The 15267-nt window shown below is 41.4% G+C and carries 14 protein-coding genes; 7 read left to right on the top strand and 7 right to left on the bottom strand.

Annotation, left to right across the window (positions count from 1 at the left end; translation table 11 throughout):
- Positions 1 to 19: 19 nt before the first annotated feature.
- From N8A86_RS20205 to N8A86_RS20175, 7 genes are all read left to right on the top strand, one after another.
- Positions 20 to 964 (top strand): hypothetical protein, encoded by a 945-nt coding sequence (locus tag N8A86_RS20205; protein ID WP_273567020.1) that lies wholly within the window; start codon positions 20 to 22, stop codon positions 962 to 964.
- Positions 965 to 1010: 46 nt separating this feature from the next.
- Complete coding sequence (locus N8A86_RS20200) at positions 1011 to 2546, top strand: YifB family Mg chelatase-like AAA ATPase (protein ID WP_273567019.1); 1536 nt, start codon at positions 1011 to 1013, stop codon at positions 2544 to 2546.
- Positions 2547 to 2805: 259 nt separating this feature from the next.
- The gene (locus N8A86_RS21825; RefSeq protein WP_337251680.1) at positions 2806 to 3168 is read left to right on the top strand and encodes a DUF3667 domain-containing protein; all 363 of its coding nucleotides are present in this window, start codon (positions 2806 to 2808) and stop codon (positions 3166 to 3168) included.
- 98 nt (positions 3169 to 3266) lie between these two features.
- Positions 3267 to 3854 carry a hypothetical protein gene (locus tag N8A86_RS20190; RefSeq protein WP_273567018.1) on the top strand — a complete coding sequence of 196 codons (588 nt, stop codon included), beginning with the start codon at positions 3267 to 3269 and terminating at the stop codon, positions 3852 to 3854.
- 148 nt (positions 3855 to 4002) lie between these two features.
- Positions 4003 to 4338 (top strand): YybH family protein, encoded by a 336-nt coding sequence (locus N8A86_RS20185; RefSeq protein WP_273567017.1) that lies wholly within the window; start codon positions 4003 to 4005, stop codon positions 4336 to 4338.
- 317 nt (positions 4339 to 4655) lie between these two features.
- Entirely contained in the window at positions 4656 to 6197 is a 1542-nt protein-coding gene (locus tag N8A86_RS20180; protein ID WP_273567016.1) for a TIR domain-containing protein, read from the top strand.
- A 109-nt stretch (positions 6198 to 6306) separates the two neighbouring features.
- Entirely contained in the window at positions 6307 to 7047 is a 741-nt protein-coding gene (locus N8A86_RS20175) for a hypothetical protein (protein WP_273567015.1), read from the top strand.
- A 245-nt stretch (positions 7048 to 7292) separates the two neighbouring features.
- On the opposite strand, the gene N8A86_RS20170 is transcribed toward N8A86_RS20175, so the two are convergent.
- The 7 genes from N8A86_RS20170 to N8A86_RS20140 all read right to left on the bottom strand — a co-directional run bounded on the left by N8A86_RS20170 (position 7293) and on the right by N8A86_RS20140 (position 15094).
- Positions 7293 to 8720, bottom strand: coding sequence for a M20 family peptidase (locus tag N8A86_RS20170; protein ID WP_273567014.1), 1428 nt, complete (start codon positions 8718 to 8720; stop codon positions 7293 to 7295).
- Between the two features lie 111 nt (positions 8721 to 8831).
- Complete coding sequence (locus tag N8A86_RS20165) at positions 8832 to 9659, bottom strand: hypothetical protein (RefSeq protein ID WP_273567013.1); 828 nt, start codon at positions 9657 to 9659, stop codon at positions 8832 to 8834.
- Positions 9660 to 9700: 41 nt separating this feature from the next.
- The gene (gene araD1, locus N8A86_RS20160; RefSeq protein WP_273567012.1) at positions 9701 to 10699 is read right to left on the bottom strand and encodes an AraD1 family protein; all 999 of its coding nucleotides are present in this window, start codon (positions 10697 to 10699) and stop codon (positions 9701 to 9703) included.
- Positions 10700 to 10704: 5 nt separating this feature from the next.
- Complete coding sequence (locus N8A86_RS20155) at positions 10705 to 11793, bottom strand: Gfo/Idh/MocA family protein (protein ID WP_273567011.1); 1089 nt, start codon at positions 11791 to 11793, stop codon at positions 10705 to 10707.
- 986 nt (positions 11794 to 12779) lie between these two features.
- Positions 12780 to 13892, bottom strand: coding sequence for a pyridoxal phosphate-dependent aminotransferase (locus N8A86_RS20150; RefSeq protein ID WP_273567010.1), 1113 nt, complete (start codon positions 13890 to 13892; stop codon positions 12780 to 12782).
- A gap of 184 nt (positions 13893 to 14076) precedes the next feature.
- Positions 14077 to 14640: a hypothetical protein gene (locus tag N8A86_RS20145; RefSeq protein ID WP_273567009.1), complete on the bottom strand. Its 564-nt coding sequence runs from the start codon at positions 14638 to 14640 to the stop codon at positions 14077 to 14079.
- Between the two features lie 10 nt (positions 14641 to 14650).
- Positions 14651 to 15094 carry a hypothetical protein gene (locus N8A86_RS20140; RefSeq protein WP_273567008.1) on the bottom strand — a complete coding sequence of 148 codons (444 nt, stop codon included), beginning with the start codon at positions 15092 to 15094 and terminating at the stop codon, positions 14651 to 14653.
- Positions 15095 to 15267: the final 173 nt, after the last annotated feature.

Below are 15267 nucleotides of genomic sequence, written 5' to 3'. Positions count from 1 at the left end.
TGTTGAAGGAAAGACGTTAGTGATATCCATCCCCGGCACGAATTTTCAAATACGATCCGCCATTACCGATAAGGATGGCAATTTTTACACCTACGTGCGCAAGGAGTATGATGTTACCAACATATTGGCGCAGGTCGCGGATGATAATCCGGAAAACTACACGGTTCGATTTTTAAAAGAACATGATTTGAAGTATAACGGAATTGAATTTGCAGACCATACTATTTCGCCCGATATGGAAGAGACCATTGTGCAACGTAGCGTATACAACCAGATCGAGAATGGTTATTATAGTGTAAAGCCCGATTCCATTTTATCCATAAACAAAAAAGATCCTTTTGATGGGGGAGTACCCGAAATTTTTATGCTCGATGATTATACCCGATTCAACACCTTGCGAGAGACCTTGGTGGAAATTGTTGAAAATGTCTGGGTAAAAAAACTACCAAGCGGGAAATATACCTTTTGGGTAAAAGAAGATAATGAATCGTATGATGACAGTTATGCGGGCGATCCGCCTTTGGTTTTGGTAGATGGCGTATTCATTCCCAATCATGACGACTTGCTTGATTTTAATGCCCGAACGGTCGAAAAAATGAGCATATTACGTGATCCATTGATTATGGGATATAAAAAATATCATGGTATGGTGGCGATAGAAACGACCAACGGCGATTTTCTTGAAACCGAACAGGCCAAGGATATAGCAAATCAGTCCATGACACTTCCCGCTCCAAAGAAAAATTATTTTAAGCAGCGATATCAAGATTCCGACAATGATTATGAACGAATTCCCGATTTTAGGTACCAACTTTTTTGGGAACCTGAAGTTGCTGTACAAGGAGAGCAATTAGCTTATGAATTTTATACTTCCGATATCCCCGGGGAATATGAAATTGTTCTTGAAGGATTCACCTCTTACGGGAAGCCGATTTCGGTACGAGAAACGATACTGGTCGAATAGCCTATTTTTTCATAAAAACACTTACATTTAGGCATAAAGTAGAATTATGCTTACAAAAGTCTTCGGAAGTGCCGTTTTTGGGGTAGAGGCCACCACCATTACCGTGGAGGTAAATGTAGACATCGGTGTAGGATATCACTTGGTAGGCCTTCCGGATAACGCGATTAAAGAAAGTAACTATCGGATAGCTGCGGCCCTTTTAAACAATGGGTATAAAATTCCAGGTAAGAAAATCACATTGAATCTTGCCCCTGCCGATTTGAGAAAGGAAGGCTCCGCCTACGATTTGACCTTAGCGCTGGGTATTTTGTCCGCATCGAATCAGATACAATCCGAGAACATTGAGAAATATATCATCATGGGAGAGCTTTCGTTGGATGGAAGCCTGCAACCTATAAAAGGAGCCCTGCCCATTGCTATAAAGGCCCTTGAAGAAGGTTTTAAAGGATTTATTTTACCCAAGGAAAATGCTAAAGAAGCGGCCATTGTTGATGGATTGGAAGTCTACGGAATCGAAAATATCTCCGAGGTCATCGAGTTTTTTGACAAGGGCGAACCCTTGGAACGCACCATCGTCGATATCGAAGAAGAATTCTATAAAAACCTCGATTTTCCTGAATTTGATTTTTCCGATGTAAAAGGACAGGAGAGTATCAAACGCTGTATGGAAATCGCTGCCGCAGGCGGACATAATATTATTCTAATTGGTCCACCAGGGGCAGGTAAGACCATGTTGGCCAAACGATTGCCTTCGATTCTACCGCCAATGACCATGCAGGAAGCCTTGGAAACGACCAAGATCCATTCCGTGGTCGGCAAGATCAAGAATATGGGGCTGATGAGTCAAAGGCCTTTCCGAAGTCCGCATCATACAATTAGCGACGTCGCCCTAGTCGGTGGAGGGGCCTATCCTCAGCCGGGTGAAATATCATTATCGCATAACGGAGTTTTATTTTTGGATGAACTGCCCGAATTCAAAAGAGGCGTGCTCGAAGTGATGCGCCAACCGTTGGAAGATCGCGAAGTGACCATTTCACGGGCACGGTTTACGGTAACATACCCAAGTAGTTTTATGTTGGTGGCGAGTATGAATCCGAGTCCGGGTGGATATTTCAATGACCCGGATGCCCCGGTAACCTCTTCCCCTGCAGAAATGCAACGGTATCTCAGTAAGATTTCTGGCCCCCTATTAGATCGCATCGATATTCATATTGAGGTTACTCCGGTACCTTTCGAAAAACTCTCAGAAGACCGCAAGGGGGAACCCAGTGTTGATATTAGAAAACGTGTTACAGCGGCAAGGGAAATACAAAGTAGACGCTTTTACGAATTGGATAATGTGCACTACAACGCCCAAATGAACACCAAGCAGATTCGTGAGCATTGCAAACTGGACGAAGCCTCGAAAACCATGTTGAAAAACGCCATGGAGCGGCTGAACCTTTCCGCCCGTGCCTATGACCGCATATTAAAGGTGGCACGTACTATTGCCGATTTAGAGAACACGACAGACTTAAACGGGAACCATATAGGGGAGGCCATTCAATATCGGAGTTTGGACCGTGAAGGATGGCTCGGCTAATCGCAAAAACCAAGTCCCAAGCAATGCATTTGTAATACCTTCAATCAGCATTGGAATTTGAAAATTGGTATGGAAAGATTTTGTTGGTTGTTCTTTCTAAGTCGTTTATACCAAGGGGGTATAAACCCCTCATGTACAAGAAGGTAGTGTAGTACTGCAATAGACATGGCTGTAGAAATCAATTGCTTATTTCTAAAGTTGATATATACACATCGTGCGTTATCTTATCTATTTTGTAATTTTAGTCAAAGCTTTTCATATGCCAACCACCGAACAATGTAAAAACTGTGAACAAACTTTTGATTCATCTTTTGACTACTGCCCTCACTGTGGTATGAAAGCCACGGACAATCTCACTTTTGGTGTCTTGTTCAGTAATACGATAGAAAATTATTTCTCTATAGATGCTCGGTTCTTCAAGAGTTTTGCAACGCTTATGTTAAAGCCAGGTGTTCTTGCTCGGCGTTTTATAGATGGGAAACGGCTCAAATACTTACATCCTGCCCAGTTTTACCTCTTTATCTCGGTAGTCTTTTTTTCATCTTTTCTTTTACCGTTCGGAAAGCAGATAATGAAGTTTCTGAGGCATTTAAAAAAGGTTTTGAACAGGAAATCAATCTAGATTCACTTGCGGTTAATGCAGATTCTCTTGAGGTAGCCAAAGCCAAAGCTGCCCTAAAAAAAAATCAAAAGGTTATTGGTATCTCGGACGAAGAATTAATGGAATTGGATTCGGTAATGACCTCAGATCCGCAGGAAGTCAATTTATCATTAGGATTTGAGCGCGAGTTGTTGGACTCCCTCATCGCTATTGGAGCCCCGTTAGGTCAAAAATTTAAGGCCATGGGAATGAAGGAAGATGCAAATGCCTTTAGCCGCAGGTTCTATGCCCAAATGCTGAAGTTTTATGAAAAACAGGGTGGGGGTATTCTTCAGGTTTTATATGATACTATTCCTATTGCCATGTTTCTACTTTTACCAATTTTTGCCGTATTTCTGAAATTTTTTTATTGGAAACCGGCCACTTTTGCCCACCATTTGGTGTTTAGCTTTTATTTCTTCACTTTTATTTTCACTTCGTTTTGTGTCATTCTTTTAGTGAATAAAGTATGGGAGATTCCAACTTGGATTGAAGTGCTTATTTACCTCTCTTTTATTGTTTACCTAATGCTGGCCTTGCGAAATTTTTACAGGAGTTCATGGGTTGGCGCTTTTTTTAAAGCCAGTTTTATCTCATTTCTCTACATGCTCATTATTGTGCCAGTGGCTGCCATAGGAATTATTACGGTGGCCTTTATGCTTTATTGATTTTTAAAATATTACTTAATCCGCTTATGCCAAATAGCATTTAAGCCGTATAACTTTAGTAGTTCAATATCGAAGTTTGGACAAGAAAGGGTGTGTACGATGATTTTAATCAGTTTATCAACCAATTGGATAAATAAATACGGCCGATATGGCGAGCTTGAAGGCAAAGATACAGGCCATGGAAGATGCATTTGCTGCCGGTGAAAAGGCCAAGGATGCCGATGCTGTTGTTGCTTATTACAGTGACGACGCTATCAGTTATGGCCGAAATCAACAACCTCGCAAGGGCAAAGTAGCAGTACGTGAAGGCATCGTCGAGAATATTGCAAAAGGTACTACGGGAAATTATAACGTGTACAAGGAGGTCGACATCTTCGCAGAAGGGTATACAACGTTAGAGATCGAATATTGGACAGAATTCGATTCTTCAAGCACAAAATTGGAAAATGGGAATTATAGGTCCTATTTCCAAAAAAAATATTGACGGTAACTATCAATGTGTTCGCGACATGACTACCACAACAAAACCCACTACCTCTAGTTTGTAATCTTTTTAAGAATTAAGCCAAATACAACCGAGTCTGCCTATGGCGGACTCAGTTGTTCACAGAAAGGAGCTTCGAAGTACAAGCAAAACAATGGGTTGGATAATCATAACCCTCACAACGCAAAGTCTACCCTTGACAAAGCCAACCCATTGCAGTTAAACCTTCCAAATTTTTGCTGCGTTGCTTGAATTAGGAAAGGCTAGGTCGCGGAGTATCTTAAAATTTGCGCAATAATCATTAACTTGTTCGTGAAATGGATTCTACAAAGAACATTTACGCAATATATGCCAGTGAAGATATAGAAATGGTGCTTCCAATTTTGCATCGTTTGGGGCCATTGGAAGAAGACCACAATATAACCCTTTGGCACGATGACCCCATTGATTCTGGGCAACCCTGGAAACCTCGGGATGAATCTCGATTGAATAAAGCCGATATATTCCTTCTTTTGGTAAGTAATGCCTTTATGCATTCTGAATTCATCCAACAATTGGAATTCAAAAGAGTTATCGACCGATACAAAGAAGACGGTACAATTGTTATTCCGATAATTCTCGATGATTGTCCTTGGGATATCGATTTTAAGTCGGATGATTATAATTTTAATTTTAAGGAACTGCAAGTTTTGCCCGAAGGAGCGGAGCCACTAAGTGATTGGGACTCGACCGAGCAAGCAATCAAGCATATTGCTGACCGCGTGAAATGGGTAGTAGCTCCATCTACCAAAAGTTCAGACCAAAGACAATCGAACGACAACGTAGCAGAGCAGAAAACCAATGGCGATACGGAGGATCAATTGGCAATACCTTTTTCCGAAGAACAGGAAGCAAAAATAAAGGCCGAGCAGGAAATTAGAATTAAGGAAGAAGCCGAAACCAAAAGAAAAGCAGAAGAGGATAGAAAGCAAAGGGAAGAGGTCGCGTTAAAACAAAAAGAACAAAAGGAAAAAAGACTGAAGGAACAGGCTGACGCAAAAAAAAGGGCCGATGAGGAGCAAAGGCTGAAGGAAGAAACGGAGGCCAAAAAACGGGCGCAAGAGGAACATAGATTACAACAAGAGGCCGAAGCAAAAAACAGAGCGGAAGAGAACCGACTTCGGGAAGAAGAAGCGAGGCTTAGGATCGAAACATCACTACAAGCAGAACATGCGGCCGAGACCAACGCAGCGTTTGAAGAATCTGGAAACGGTCAAAAGACCAACACAAAAAAAAGGATGCTCATTGGAGCGGTAGTGGCCTTACTTGCTATTTTTGCAGTAATTGCCTTCTCGATATTCAATAGCAGCACCGAAGAAGATATAACCCCTTTGGAAGAAAATAGTGCAGTTGAGAAAAGCGAAGATGAAGTATCTGAACAAAACAATGCCCTCCCTTCCGAAGAAGTTGAAGTTGAGACCCCCAGCACTGAAGATGCATTTTCAAAACTTAATATCGGCGATAGGCATGAAGGCGGAATTATTTTTTCAATGGATTCCGCCAACAAAACGGGCAAAATAGCCCATGTAGATGATGCGGGCCCCATGCCTTGGCAAGATGCCATGATAATCCATGACCAACTCGGTGACGGATGGCGGTTACCAACTTTAGAAGAACTGCGGCTTATGTACAAGAACATCGGACAGGGCGCTGACAATAGCGGTGAGTTTGCCGATGGACTCTACTGGAGTGCCACGGACTATGATCAATACCAAGCGCGTCTTCTACGATTCCGTGATGGCAACACCTCGTATCATTATAACAAGGAGGTCGAAAGCAGAAGATTTCTGGTTCGGGCTGTCCGTGATTTTAGTCTATAGTATATTTATGATTATCCAGTTGTTAGCGGCTCAAAGTCGGGTGACTTTGCGCAGTGGGTATATCTTTACTTTAGTAAATTCAAAAAATATAATGCTGTTACGAAAAATAATGGAGATAATAAAAGATAATTTACATGTAATCTTTTCTGTCATATTGCTTGGGGCTTCTTTTCTAATATTACATATTGGATCACAGAAAAAAGCTCAAGCAGCAAAGGAAGAAATAAAAAGTAATACGGAAGAAATCGTTAAATATACAATTGGACAATTAAGATTACAAGAACCATTATGGCTTTCAATCTCTTATAAAATTCCATTTAAATTCCTCCCTTCAGATGCAACAAGTGGATATCAAATCAGAACGAGAGAGGCATTAGGAGCCTTTTTTAATAGTTTTACTTATACACTTAGTGCTCGAAGGGGCAGTGATAAAAATAGACCCATTGCAATTTATGCCCTGAGCAATGACGAATTCATACACAATAGTAATAATGTTGGGATAAGTAATTATTTTAATTTAACCTATGTCGACTATATAATCGATGATAATTATGCCATTTTTAATGCATCATATAAGTTTTCCCCTACAAATTTATCCGATAATTTCAACTCTTTAGAAGAAGGTGATATTATAACCTTAGGTCGGCAGCCCATTTTTTATGAATCTAAAATTGACCCTGCGATATTAAGTGCCGTCAAGAGTAAGACTATAATAACATCGGGCTTTATAAAGACTAGTTATAGTGGTAAGCAAGTTGTGAAACATATTAATACTGAGTTTTTGCTCGCGCCAAGTACTGGTGGTTTAACATTCGATAAATTTAGAATAGTTATGGATGACCGCGATTGAATGACCTAGATATCGCTCGTTTTCAACGAGCTACCTAGAATTTAAATTATCAAAAAATACAGCGCAAAGGCTCCTGACTTCTACAAGAATCTTGATTATTTCTTAACTTTAATCGAAACCGCCTCACAACTTTTTAAATCGGAGTTTAGAATAATGTTTTCGGTACTCGAACCATCAATAATTTCAATGGATACGAGATCAGGCCAGAATTTCTCAAGATTCACAACGCTCAAAATCAATCTTATCTAATCGAATCCCTTGATCAAGTGGTAGGTAAAAGCAACGATTTCCTTATAGTTTTCTTTGCTGATTTTTTCGTCAATACCATGAAAACCTGTCAAGTTCTCAGGATTGATTCGCATAGGATAAAACCGATATACATCATCTGAAATATCATAGAAATAACGGGCATCGGTGCCTCCACCAACAAGCCCAGGAACTACAACTGCATCTGGAAAGACGGATCGTATGGTCTGTTCTAAGTTTTTGAAATTTTCGGAATCAATACTCGAAACAGGTGAGGGTTCCGTCAGGAAACCTACAGGTTCTACCTGAATTTTATCGCTGATAGTATTCTGAATATGCTGCTTAACGGATTCAATGGTCTCACCAGGAAGAATCCTGAAATTAATGGTCGCCTCCGCTACCGTAGGAATCACATTATTCTTGACACCGCCATCTATAATAGTTGGAGCCGTCGTAGTATGGGCATTCAGCCCCTTCAGTACAGGCGATTTCAACAACCACGGATTGGCAAATGCCAACCTTTGAAAAAATGGCATTTCGGCACCCAAATATTCGAATTGGTAGTTAATGGGTTCAACTAGTTTATAGGGTAGTTGGTTGTTTTCAAGGTCAACGATGGCTTTGGCAAGCATTCCGATGGTGTTTTCACGCGGAGGTTGCGAACTGTGTCCTCCTGTTGTTTCAACAATCAACCGGAAAGAGGCGAACCCTTTTTCTGCCAAGTTTACCATGGCTACGGGTTTATCGATGCCGGGAACCATGCCTTCTGCAAGAAAACCACCTTCATCAAGTGTCATTGCGGCCTTAATTCCTTTTTTCTTTAAATATTCGGCGATTTGGCCGGCACCATTTTCCCCACCTACTTCCTCGTCATGGCCAAAGGCAAGGTAAATGGTACGTGAAGGTGTAAACGATTCGCTTAGCAATCTTTCAACGGACTCCATCAATCCCATTAACGAACTTTTGTCGTCCATGGTGCCTCTGCCAACGATATCCGTTGCGGTTATCTTTCCTGTGAACGGTCCTGCTTCCCAATCGGCAAGGGTGGGTTCATCCACTGGCACTACATCTTGGTGTGACATCAGAATGATGGGTTTTTTCGATGAATCAGATCCTTTCCACGTATACAATAAACTATAATCGCTAATCTTTTCCAAGGAAAGATTTTCATGGGTCAAAGGAAAGGTCTCCTCCAAAAATCTGTGAAATCCGTTAAAGGCCGTGGAATCGGGAATGGCCTCTTCACTATAGGAAATCGTTGGAAACTGCACCGCCTTTGAAAGGTTTTGCAAGACTGCATCGGGGATATCCAATTTTTCCAAGGGTTCGGGGTCGATTTGTTTTGAGGTGAGGGCCAAGGTATTGAATATGAGAATACCGGCCAGTACAGCTAGTATGGCCAACAGGGCGTATAGAATTTTTTTCATTCAGGCGGTTCTAAGGATAGACTTATTCGGTTTGGACTGCAACTTGAAAGCATCAACGGGACTCCAGGATTGCTGCTGGTCCAATTTACAAAATTCCCATGAAGCGAATTGTTATTTTTTCACGTTGATCGAAACCGCCTCACAACTTTTCAAATCGGAGTTGAGTATGATGTTTTCGGTGGAAGAACCGTCCACAATTTCAATGGAGACCGTGTTGGGCGGAAATTCACCCAAATTATGGGCATACAAAAATAGGTCGTTCGGTTTTGAAGGGTCTAGAACAACTTCTACCTTCTTTTTGTGGTATTCCAAGGCATACTTTGAGACAATTGCCTCGCCATTTAAATATATTGATACAATATCCCCATCTTTTCGGCTATGGTCCCAAAGATTGATTTGAATGCTTGTGCCGGTCACTTCCAGTTCTTGAACATAGTTCAAGGCCCTTCCGTCGAAGGTGTCTCGCAAAGGTTCTATTTCAGGTACTGTCTGAACTATGGGTTTTACTTCTCTCGGCAATTTGTTGATGGTAAAGAGTCCCGTGGCATATTTTGCGATACTGTACTTGTCATCGGGAAAAAGCTCGATCCCTACGACCCGATAGTTATTTCCGGTCTGAAGGCCCGGTGAGATTTTTATTTCTTCCGAAAATCCGATATTCTTGAAAACACCTAACTCCTGAACGACCATATCGTCTTTGGAAAGGTAAAATTTTATCGTTTTGTTGGCGGGTATATTCTTGGTAACCCATTCCAAGGTCACCACGCCTGGTGCCGTCCAAATTGTTCCGCTTTTCGGAGAGGTAATGGTAATGGCTGTCTTTGCCAACGAGGGTTCAGAAGTACATTCGGCTTTATGATTAAAATCAATTTCACCTGCCTGAAGCGGGTTAGGTAAGCCGAAGCATATAGCCATCAATAGAAAAAATATTCTTTTCATGATACTTTATAAACGAAAATCGGGGCTGCGTAGTATACTTTTTATCGAAAGTGGGAAATAGTGAATTCCTCTTTTTCCGAAATTGTCAGTCGGTTTTTTAATGGTCTTCCCATGTTTTTCCAATGGATCTCCATAATATCCCCGTTTTTCAAGGTGATTTTCTCCCCGAAACTAAAGGCATCCGCACCAAAGAAGTGGATGTGCCCCAAATCGGGAATACGATGGTTAGCATATTTAAAATGATGATATTCCAAATTATTCAAGCTATGCGACATATTAACTTCGCCTGTTCGTATGGTCTTTTCCCAAAGAACTGCTCCATTCCTAATGATACGGACTGTTCCTTCGATATCGCTAAAATCATCCGTGATGACCAATTCGGGACCCAGGGAACAATTACGAATCTTTGAGGGAGCCAAATACAGATAGTTTTTCCGTTCCATAACATGGTCAGAGAATTCATTGGCCGTCGCAAAACCGATACGCCATGGGCTTCCGTTTGAATCATTGATATAGATTCCGGCAATTTCAGGCTCCTCGCCCCCGTCATCCCCGTAATCGGGAATGGTCAAATCATCATTATGTGCCCGTAGCACCGAACAGTTGCCTTTATAGAACCATTCTGGCTGTATTCCGATTTCACCTTCTTTTGGATGCCCTCCCTCAACTCCCATCAGGTACATTTTCATACTATCGGTCAGTTCACTTTCGGACTCCGCCTCGTGCATTTTCTGGCGATTTTCAGCACTGGCCTTGTGTGTCAAGCCTGTTCCGGCGAGCATGAGTTTGGTAACATCGGTGGGGTGGTCGAAAGCGGGTAAGAGTTTCCATTCGGACTTTCCTTCATAGATTGAATCATAATCCAAGAGTTCATCGGAGCGATTCTCAAGAATAATTTTGGTAAGTGTTCCACCGGCCTTGATCGCCGAAGTGGCGATTTTATAGACCGAAGTAAAATTGATAAGCACTCTTACGTTGGGTTCTTCCACAAGGGCTACTTTACGACCCAAAGTCTCATGGACAAGTTGTACTAATCGCATACCACTTAAATTTTCACCTCACAATTCATGACAGCGGATTTATAAATCGCCTCGACCACGCGAATATCTCGAAGTCCTTCTTCGCCGGGCACGAGCAAATCACTATTGTTCATGAGGGCGAGGGCGTCATCGTCCATTTGCTTTGCCTGTTGGTTTTCCAAAGGAAAATTAATTAGGGTACCGTCGGACATACTGCCGTTATTTCCACTATAGGATGAATGGGGTTCCATCTGCAAAGAACCCTTTTCATAGGTTACTTTCAAATAATTCATTTGCATACCGTAACTCGTATGGCAGGCGGCTCGGGCACCGCTGGGGAATTCTAATTGGAACATTGCCGTCTCTTCGACCTCATGATAGATTTCTGGTCTCGTGGTGAACGTTTGGGCCAAAACGGAGATGGGTTCTTCCCCTGTGGCCAAGCGAGCCCCTTGAATGGCGTAAACGCCCATATCGCCCATAACACCACCACCCATGGCTTTCTTCTGTTTCCAGTGGTCGGTACGTCCATCAAAATATCCTGCTGCGGAGGTAACCATTTTTACTTTTCCAAAGGTCTGCTCTTTAGCTACTTTCATATAAGTTTGTATGTTGGGGTCGTGCTGGCAACGGTATCCTATGGAGAGTTTTACTTTATTATCGTTACAGGCCTTAATCATCGCCTCACATTCTGTTACGGATGGGGCCATAGGTTTTTCGCACCAAACATGTTTTCCCGCTTTGGCGGCACGTATGGTGTATTCCGCATGCATCGAAGGTGGCAGTACCACATAGACCACGTCAATGGCATCATTGTTAGCGATGTCATCAAAATTCTCATAGTTGTAGATGTTTTCGTACTGAATATTATACTTGGTTTTCCAATCCGGAATTTTTTCAGGACTGCCCGTTACGATTCCTTTTAATTCGCAATGTTTTGTGAGCTGTAGGGCAGGGGCCAACAGATCGGTACTGTAATAGCCCAATCCGACCAGGGCGATACCTAGTTTTTCTTTTTGTGGTCTAGGGGAGCAAAATACCATGCTTGGCATAACGGCGGTAGAGGCGGCGATGATTCCCGCCTGTTGCATAAAGGCTCGTCTTTGTTTTTCCATCTTTGAAAATTTAAGGACAGAAATTACGACAAGATTCCGAATATATCAATGAACCCGTCTTGAGTTATTCTTTTACCTGCAATTTTCACATTTTGCACCCTAATTTTGTCTTTTCCTCCCACCGTAGCTACGGCTATGCTGCTCAAAAAAGTCTTCATTAGGGCACAAAAGCCAAAAATTTCGGTGTCAAACAACAACTCAAGACGAGTTCAATGAGTTCAACATATAATGCAAAAGAGTCCATCCCAAAACATTTTGGGATGGACTCTTGTTTAAAACGGTACTATGGTCTACTGAAGAAAAAGAATATACAGTGACCAAAAAAAGCAAAAAGAACAATAACTATAAACCAAGTAATCGTTCAGGGTAGTTTTTTCTTCCATAAGATCGGGTTTTAAATTCTATATATATAAAACCCTGAGATAGGCGTAAAAGGATTTGGCCTCCCATGTAACGTGAGAAAATTCGACATGTGGTCGCCTACTAGGTTAAAATGTTAGAAATCTTCTATGAAAAGAAATTTTAGAAAAACGCTAAAACCTTTAAAAATAGTACTTCATCGATGAAAGGTAAGTGATTTTTAAGCTGAAAAAGGACGTTTAAGGTGATTTAAAGAGTTGGTTCTACAGCTAACATTATGAATAATTTGTAACGTTCATAGTTTTGAGAAATTCCAATCCCGACTGTGAGCTATCCCCTCTTTGGGAGGGGTAAGGGGAGGTCAGCGTACTAGTCTGGCAAACCAAAATCGCTTATCGGGATTTCTTATTCGGACGCGACCTCCCTAAATCCCTCCCAAGGAGGGACTTTTACCTCATTGCATTTTAAAGGGAACAGGATATAGTAAACAAACCACAGACCAAGAAAGCTTATTTCGAGCAGATCGACCATTTGATCAATATTACTTTGTGGGACAATTTTAATATTCCCGTTAAAATGAGGGTAGAATCAAAAAAAATAAAAAAACTCAGGATTCAAATCTGAAACTAGCCCATAACCTTTTTTAAGGCCTTGCTAAATTCAGCTACTTGTGGCAGCGTTCCCGTGCTTATTCTTGCCCAATCCAATAATGGGGGGAAAGGCCTACCGATCAATACATTTTCTCTTTGCATGGCCGAAATGATTTGATCTACTGGACGACCCGTTTTAAAGAATACAAAATTGGTATGTGAGGGAATGTATTCCAGTCCCAATCCATCCAAGGTCGCATAGATTTGGTCTTTCGCCTCTTTGTTCTTCAGTACACTGAACTTGTAGAACTCATTATCCCTTAATGCTTCTTTGGCGGCTTCGATAGCCAGGATATTCGTATTTGCCATAACGCTGGCTTTTAATCTTTTGGCGATGTCGGGTCGTGCTATCAAATATCCGATGCGCATTCCTGCGAGACCGAATACTTTTGAAAAGGTCTTTGAAACAATAATATTTCGACCTTCTTTGACCAATTCTGTCATGGAAGGATATTCGGGCTCCGTGATAAAATCATAATAGGCCTCATCACTAAAAATCATCGCCTGATTATCGTGGGACGCACAAAAGTCTTTTAAGGCATTTTTGTTGAGCAAAGTACCCGTAGGATTGTTCGGGTTACAAATAAAAATCAGGTTGGTTTTATTGTTCACTCTTTTAGACATGGCCTCTAGGTCATGCTCCATATTTTCATTTACAGGAACGCGATGTACATGGGCGCCAAAGGTCTCGGCATAGGTAAGCATGCTCTGAAATGTGGGGTCGGCAGCAATAAGTTCACCGCCGTTCAACCCGTATGTTAGGCCTACTGCCTTTAATCCTTCGGTCGAACCGCCTGTAACGACCACATGGTCTTTGGTAACGCCCTCTTTTTCGGCGATCATCTCCACCAAACTAGATAAGGCGCCAAAGGGATATCGGCAGGCATCGTCAAAAGTATTGGTAATGATTTCACGAACCCTTTTTGAGGGACCGTATGGGTTTTCGTTGGAGCTCAAACGTACAAGTCCTTCTAATTTTGGGGATTTTATCGAAGTTTCAAGGGCAAAACTTTCGAATCCGCCCAACAAGGCAAATCCACTGGATAGGCCAACCGTACGGAGCCAATTCCTACGATCTAAATTTCTCATTTTTGGATGATTATTTCGAGAAATAAGATACGAATAATTCTATAGGGAGCACAAAATGAAGTTAGGACAATGAGAATGTCTTATCCATGTAGGGCCGAAATACTGCAAAAGAGTTTGGGTAGTTCCAAAAGTGGGATTTTTAGATATCTAGCATCCATTTATCCAAAAATCAAGTTTTCTTATGTTATAATTGGAATTCTTCGTTATTACCTTCCTCATCCTCCGTAGAACTTGGCAGAAAGATATCTTTGAGAATATAGGCGGCTACCATGGTAATACCCAATGATAAAAGATGGGTTGCATATTCCCAATATAGTATTTTGAGAAGGCTACCACATATTATACCTAAGGTTCCGGCGACAAGGGTACAATTCCATAGAATATGGGAAAGGGTGTTTTTCGCCCTTCGGTCCTCATCCATGAAATAGGCCGTTCCTTCCATAACAAACCAGATGACAAAGGTAATCGCGGTAACGATTTGAAAGAACAGGGTATATGGAAAATCAAGTATACGAAGTATGCCGTTCGTAGTCCAGAACATGACCAAAATGAGTTTGACATAATCGACATATTGTTTTTCGGATTTTTTCCAGAAGCGAGCAGTGTACAAGATGCCAATAGCTACAAAACTGATGAGCATAATCTCTTTTGCGAAAGGCCACTGCATAATTTTTGCCGTCATACCGACCAATAAAACTGCAATGGATATTCGTAAAGGAGTCTTTAAAATCTTTTTTACAGCTGTCATGACTTTACATTTAAATTACTTTGATGTTGGCCTTTAGGCCCTCCATGATTCCGAGGATATTGGTCACGGTTTCCTTCAGATAATGTTTGATCAATACATGCGGAATACGGATGGTAGTAAATCCATTCTTAAAGGAGTGCATCGCCTCCTCTAAATCGTTTATCGCCTGTTCATGGGTGAGCATGTGGTATTTAGTGTCGATTTCGATATTGAGCTTCACGCGCGAAATCGCAATGTCTACCGATTTTTTCCCGTCCCACCATTCCAACATGGCATTTACATTGGCTTGTTTTAGACCATAATACAATTGAATAGCCTCTAAGGGGGTCTCATTCTGAGCAATCAACTTTTGCATTCGCGAAAAATGATTTTCGCACAGTTCAACACCAAGGGAATCCATAGCGTTTTTGTGGTCTAGATAGCCAAGTTCTTTGTTACATTCTAAACAGTTCATTCAAGTAGGTTAATTTATTTTCCCGTTGGTGGCGAGAAAGATTGATTTGGTTCGATTTGGGATAATAATAACCCTGTGTTTTTACGAATCGTATAAACCATCGATGTATGACACCCTGTTTTTAGACGAACTGCAAATTTTTAGATGAAATACATGTACAACTGTTAAAACTG

Origin of the sequence: Maribacter halichondriae, assembly GCF_027474825.1 — a bacterium.
GTDB lineage: Bacteria > Bacteroidota > Bacteroidia > Flavobacteriales > Flavobacteriaceae > Meishania > Meishania halichondriae.
This window is presented reverse-complemented; position numbering and strand designations above follow the sequence as displayed.

Excerpts from the sequence above, each read along its gene's own strand:
- N8A86_RS20190 (WP_273567018.1), top strand. The coding sequence starts at position 3,267 with ATGGAATTGGATTCGGTAATGACCTCAGATCCGCAGGAAGTCAATTTA.
- N8A86_RS20175 (WP_273567015.1), top strand. The coding sequence starts at position 6,307 with ATGGAGATAATAAAAGATAATTTACATGTAATCTTTTCTGTCATATTG.
- araD1 (WP_273567012.1), bottom strand. The coding sequence starts at position 10,699 with ATGCGATTAGTACAACTTGTCCATGAGACTTTGGGTCGTAAAGTAGCC.
- N8A86_RS21825 (WP_337251680.1), top strand. The coding sequence starts at position 2,806 with ATGCCAACCACCGAACAATGTAAAAACTGTGAACAAACTTTTGATTCA.
- N8A86_RS20145 (WP_273567009.1), bottom strand. The coding sequence starts at position 14,640 with ATGACAGCTGTAAAAAAGATTTTAAAGACTCCTTTACGAATATCCATT.
- N8A86_RS20150 (WP_273567010.1), bottom strand. The coding sequence starts at position 13,892 with ATGAGAAATTTAGATCGTAGGAATTGGCTCCGTACGGTTGGCCTATCC.
- N8A86_RS20180 (WP_273567016.1), top strand. The coding sequence starts at position 4,656 with ATGGATTCTACAAAGAACATTTACGCAATATATGCCAGTGAAGATATA.
- N8A86_RS20140 (WP_273567008.1), bottom strand. The coding sequence starts at position 15,094 with ATGAACTGTTTAGAATGTAACAAAGAACTTGGCTATCTAGACCACAAA.
- N8A86_RS20155 (WP_273567011.1), bottom strand. The coding sequence starts at position 11,793 with ATGGAAAAACAAAGACGAGCCTTTATGCAACAGGCGGGAATCATCGCC.
- N8A86_RS20170 (WP_273567014.1), bottom strand. The coding sequence starts at position 8,720 with ATGAAAAAAATTCTATACGCCCTGTTGGCCATACTAGCTGTACTGGCC.
- N8A86_RS20165 (WP_273567013.1), bottom strand. The coding sequence starts at position 9,659 with ATGAAAAGAATATTTTTTCTATTGATGGCTATATGCTTCGGCTTACCT.
- N8A86_RS20185 (WP_273567017.1), top strand. The coding sequence starts at position 4,003 with ATGGCGAGCTTGAAGGCAAAGATACAGGCCATGGAAGATGCATTTGCT.
- N8A86_RS20200 (WP_273567019.1), top strand. The coding sequence starts at position 1,011 with ATGCTTACAAAAGTCTTCGGAAGTGCCGTTTTTGGGGTAGAGGCCACC.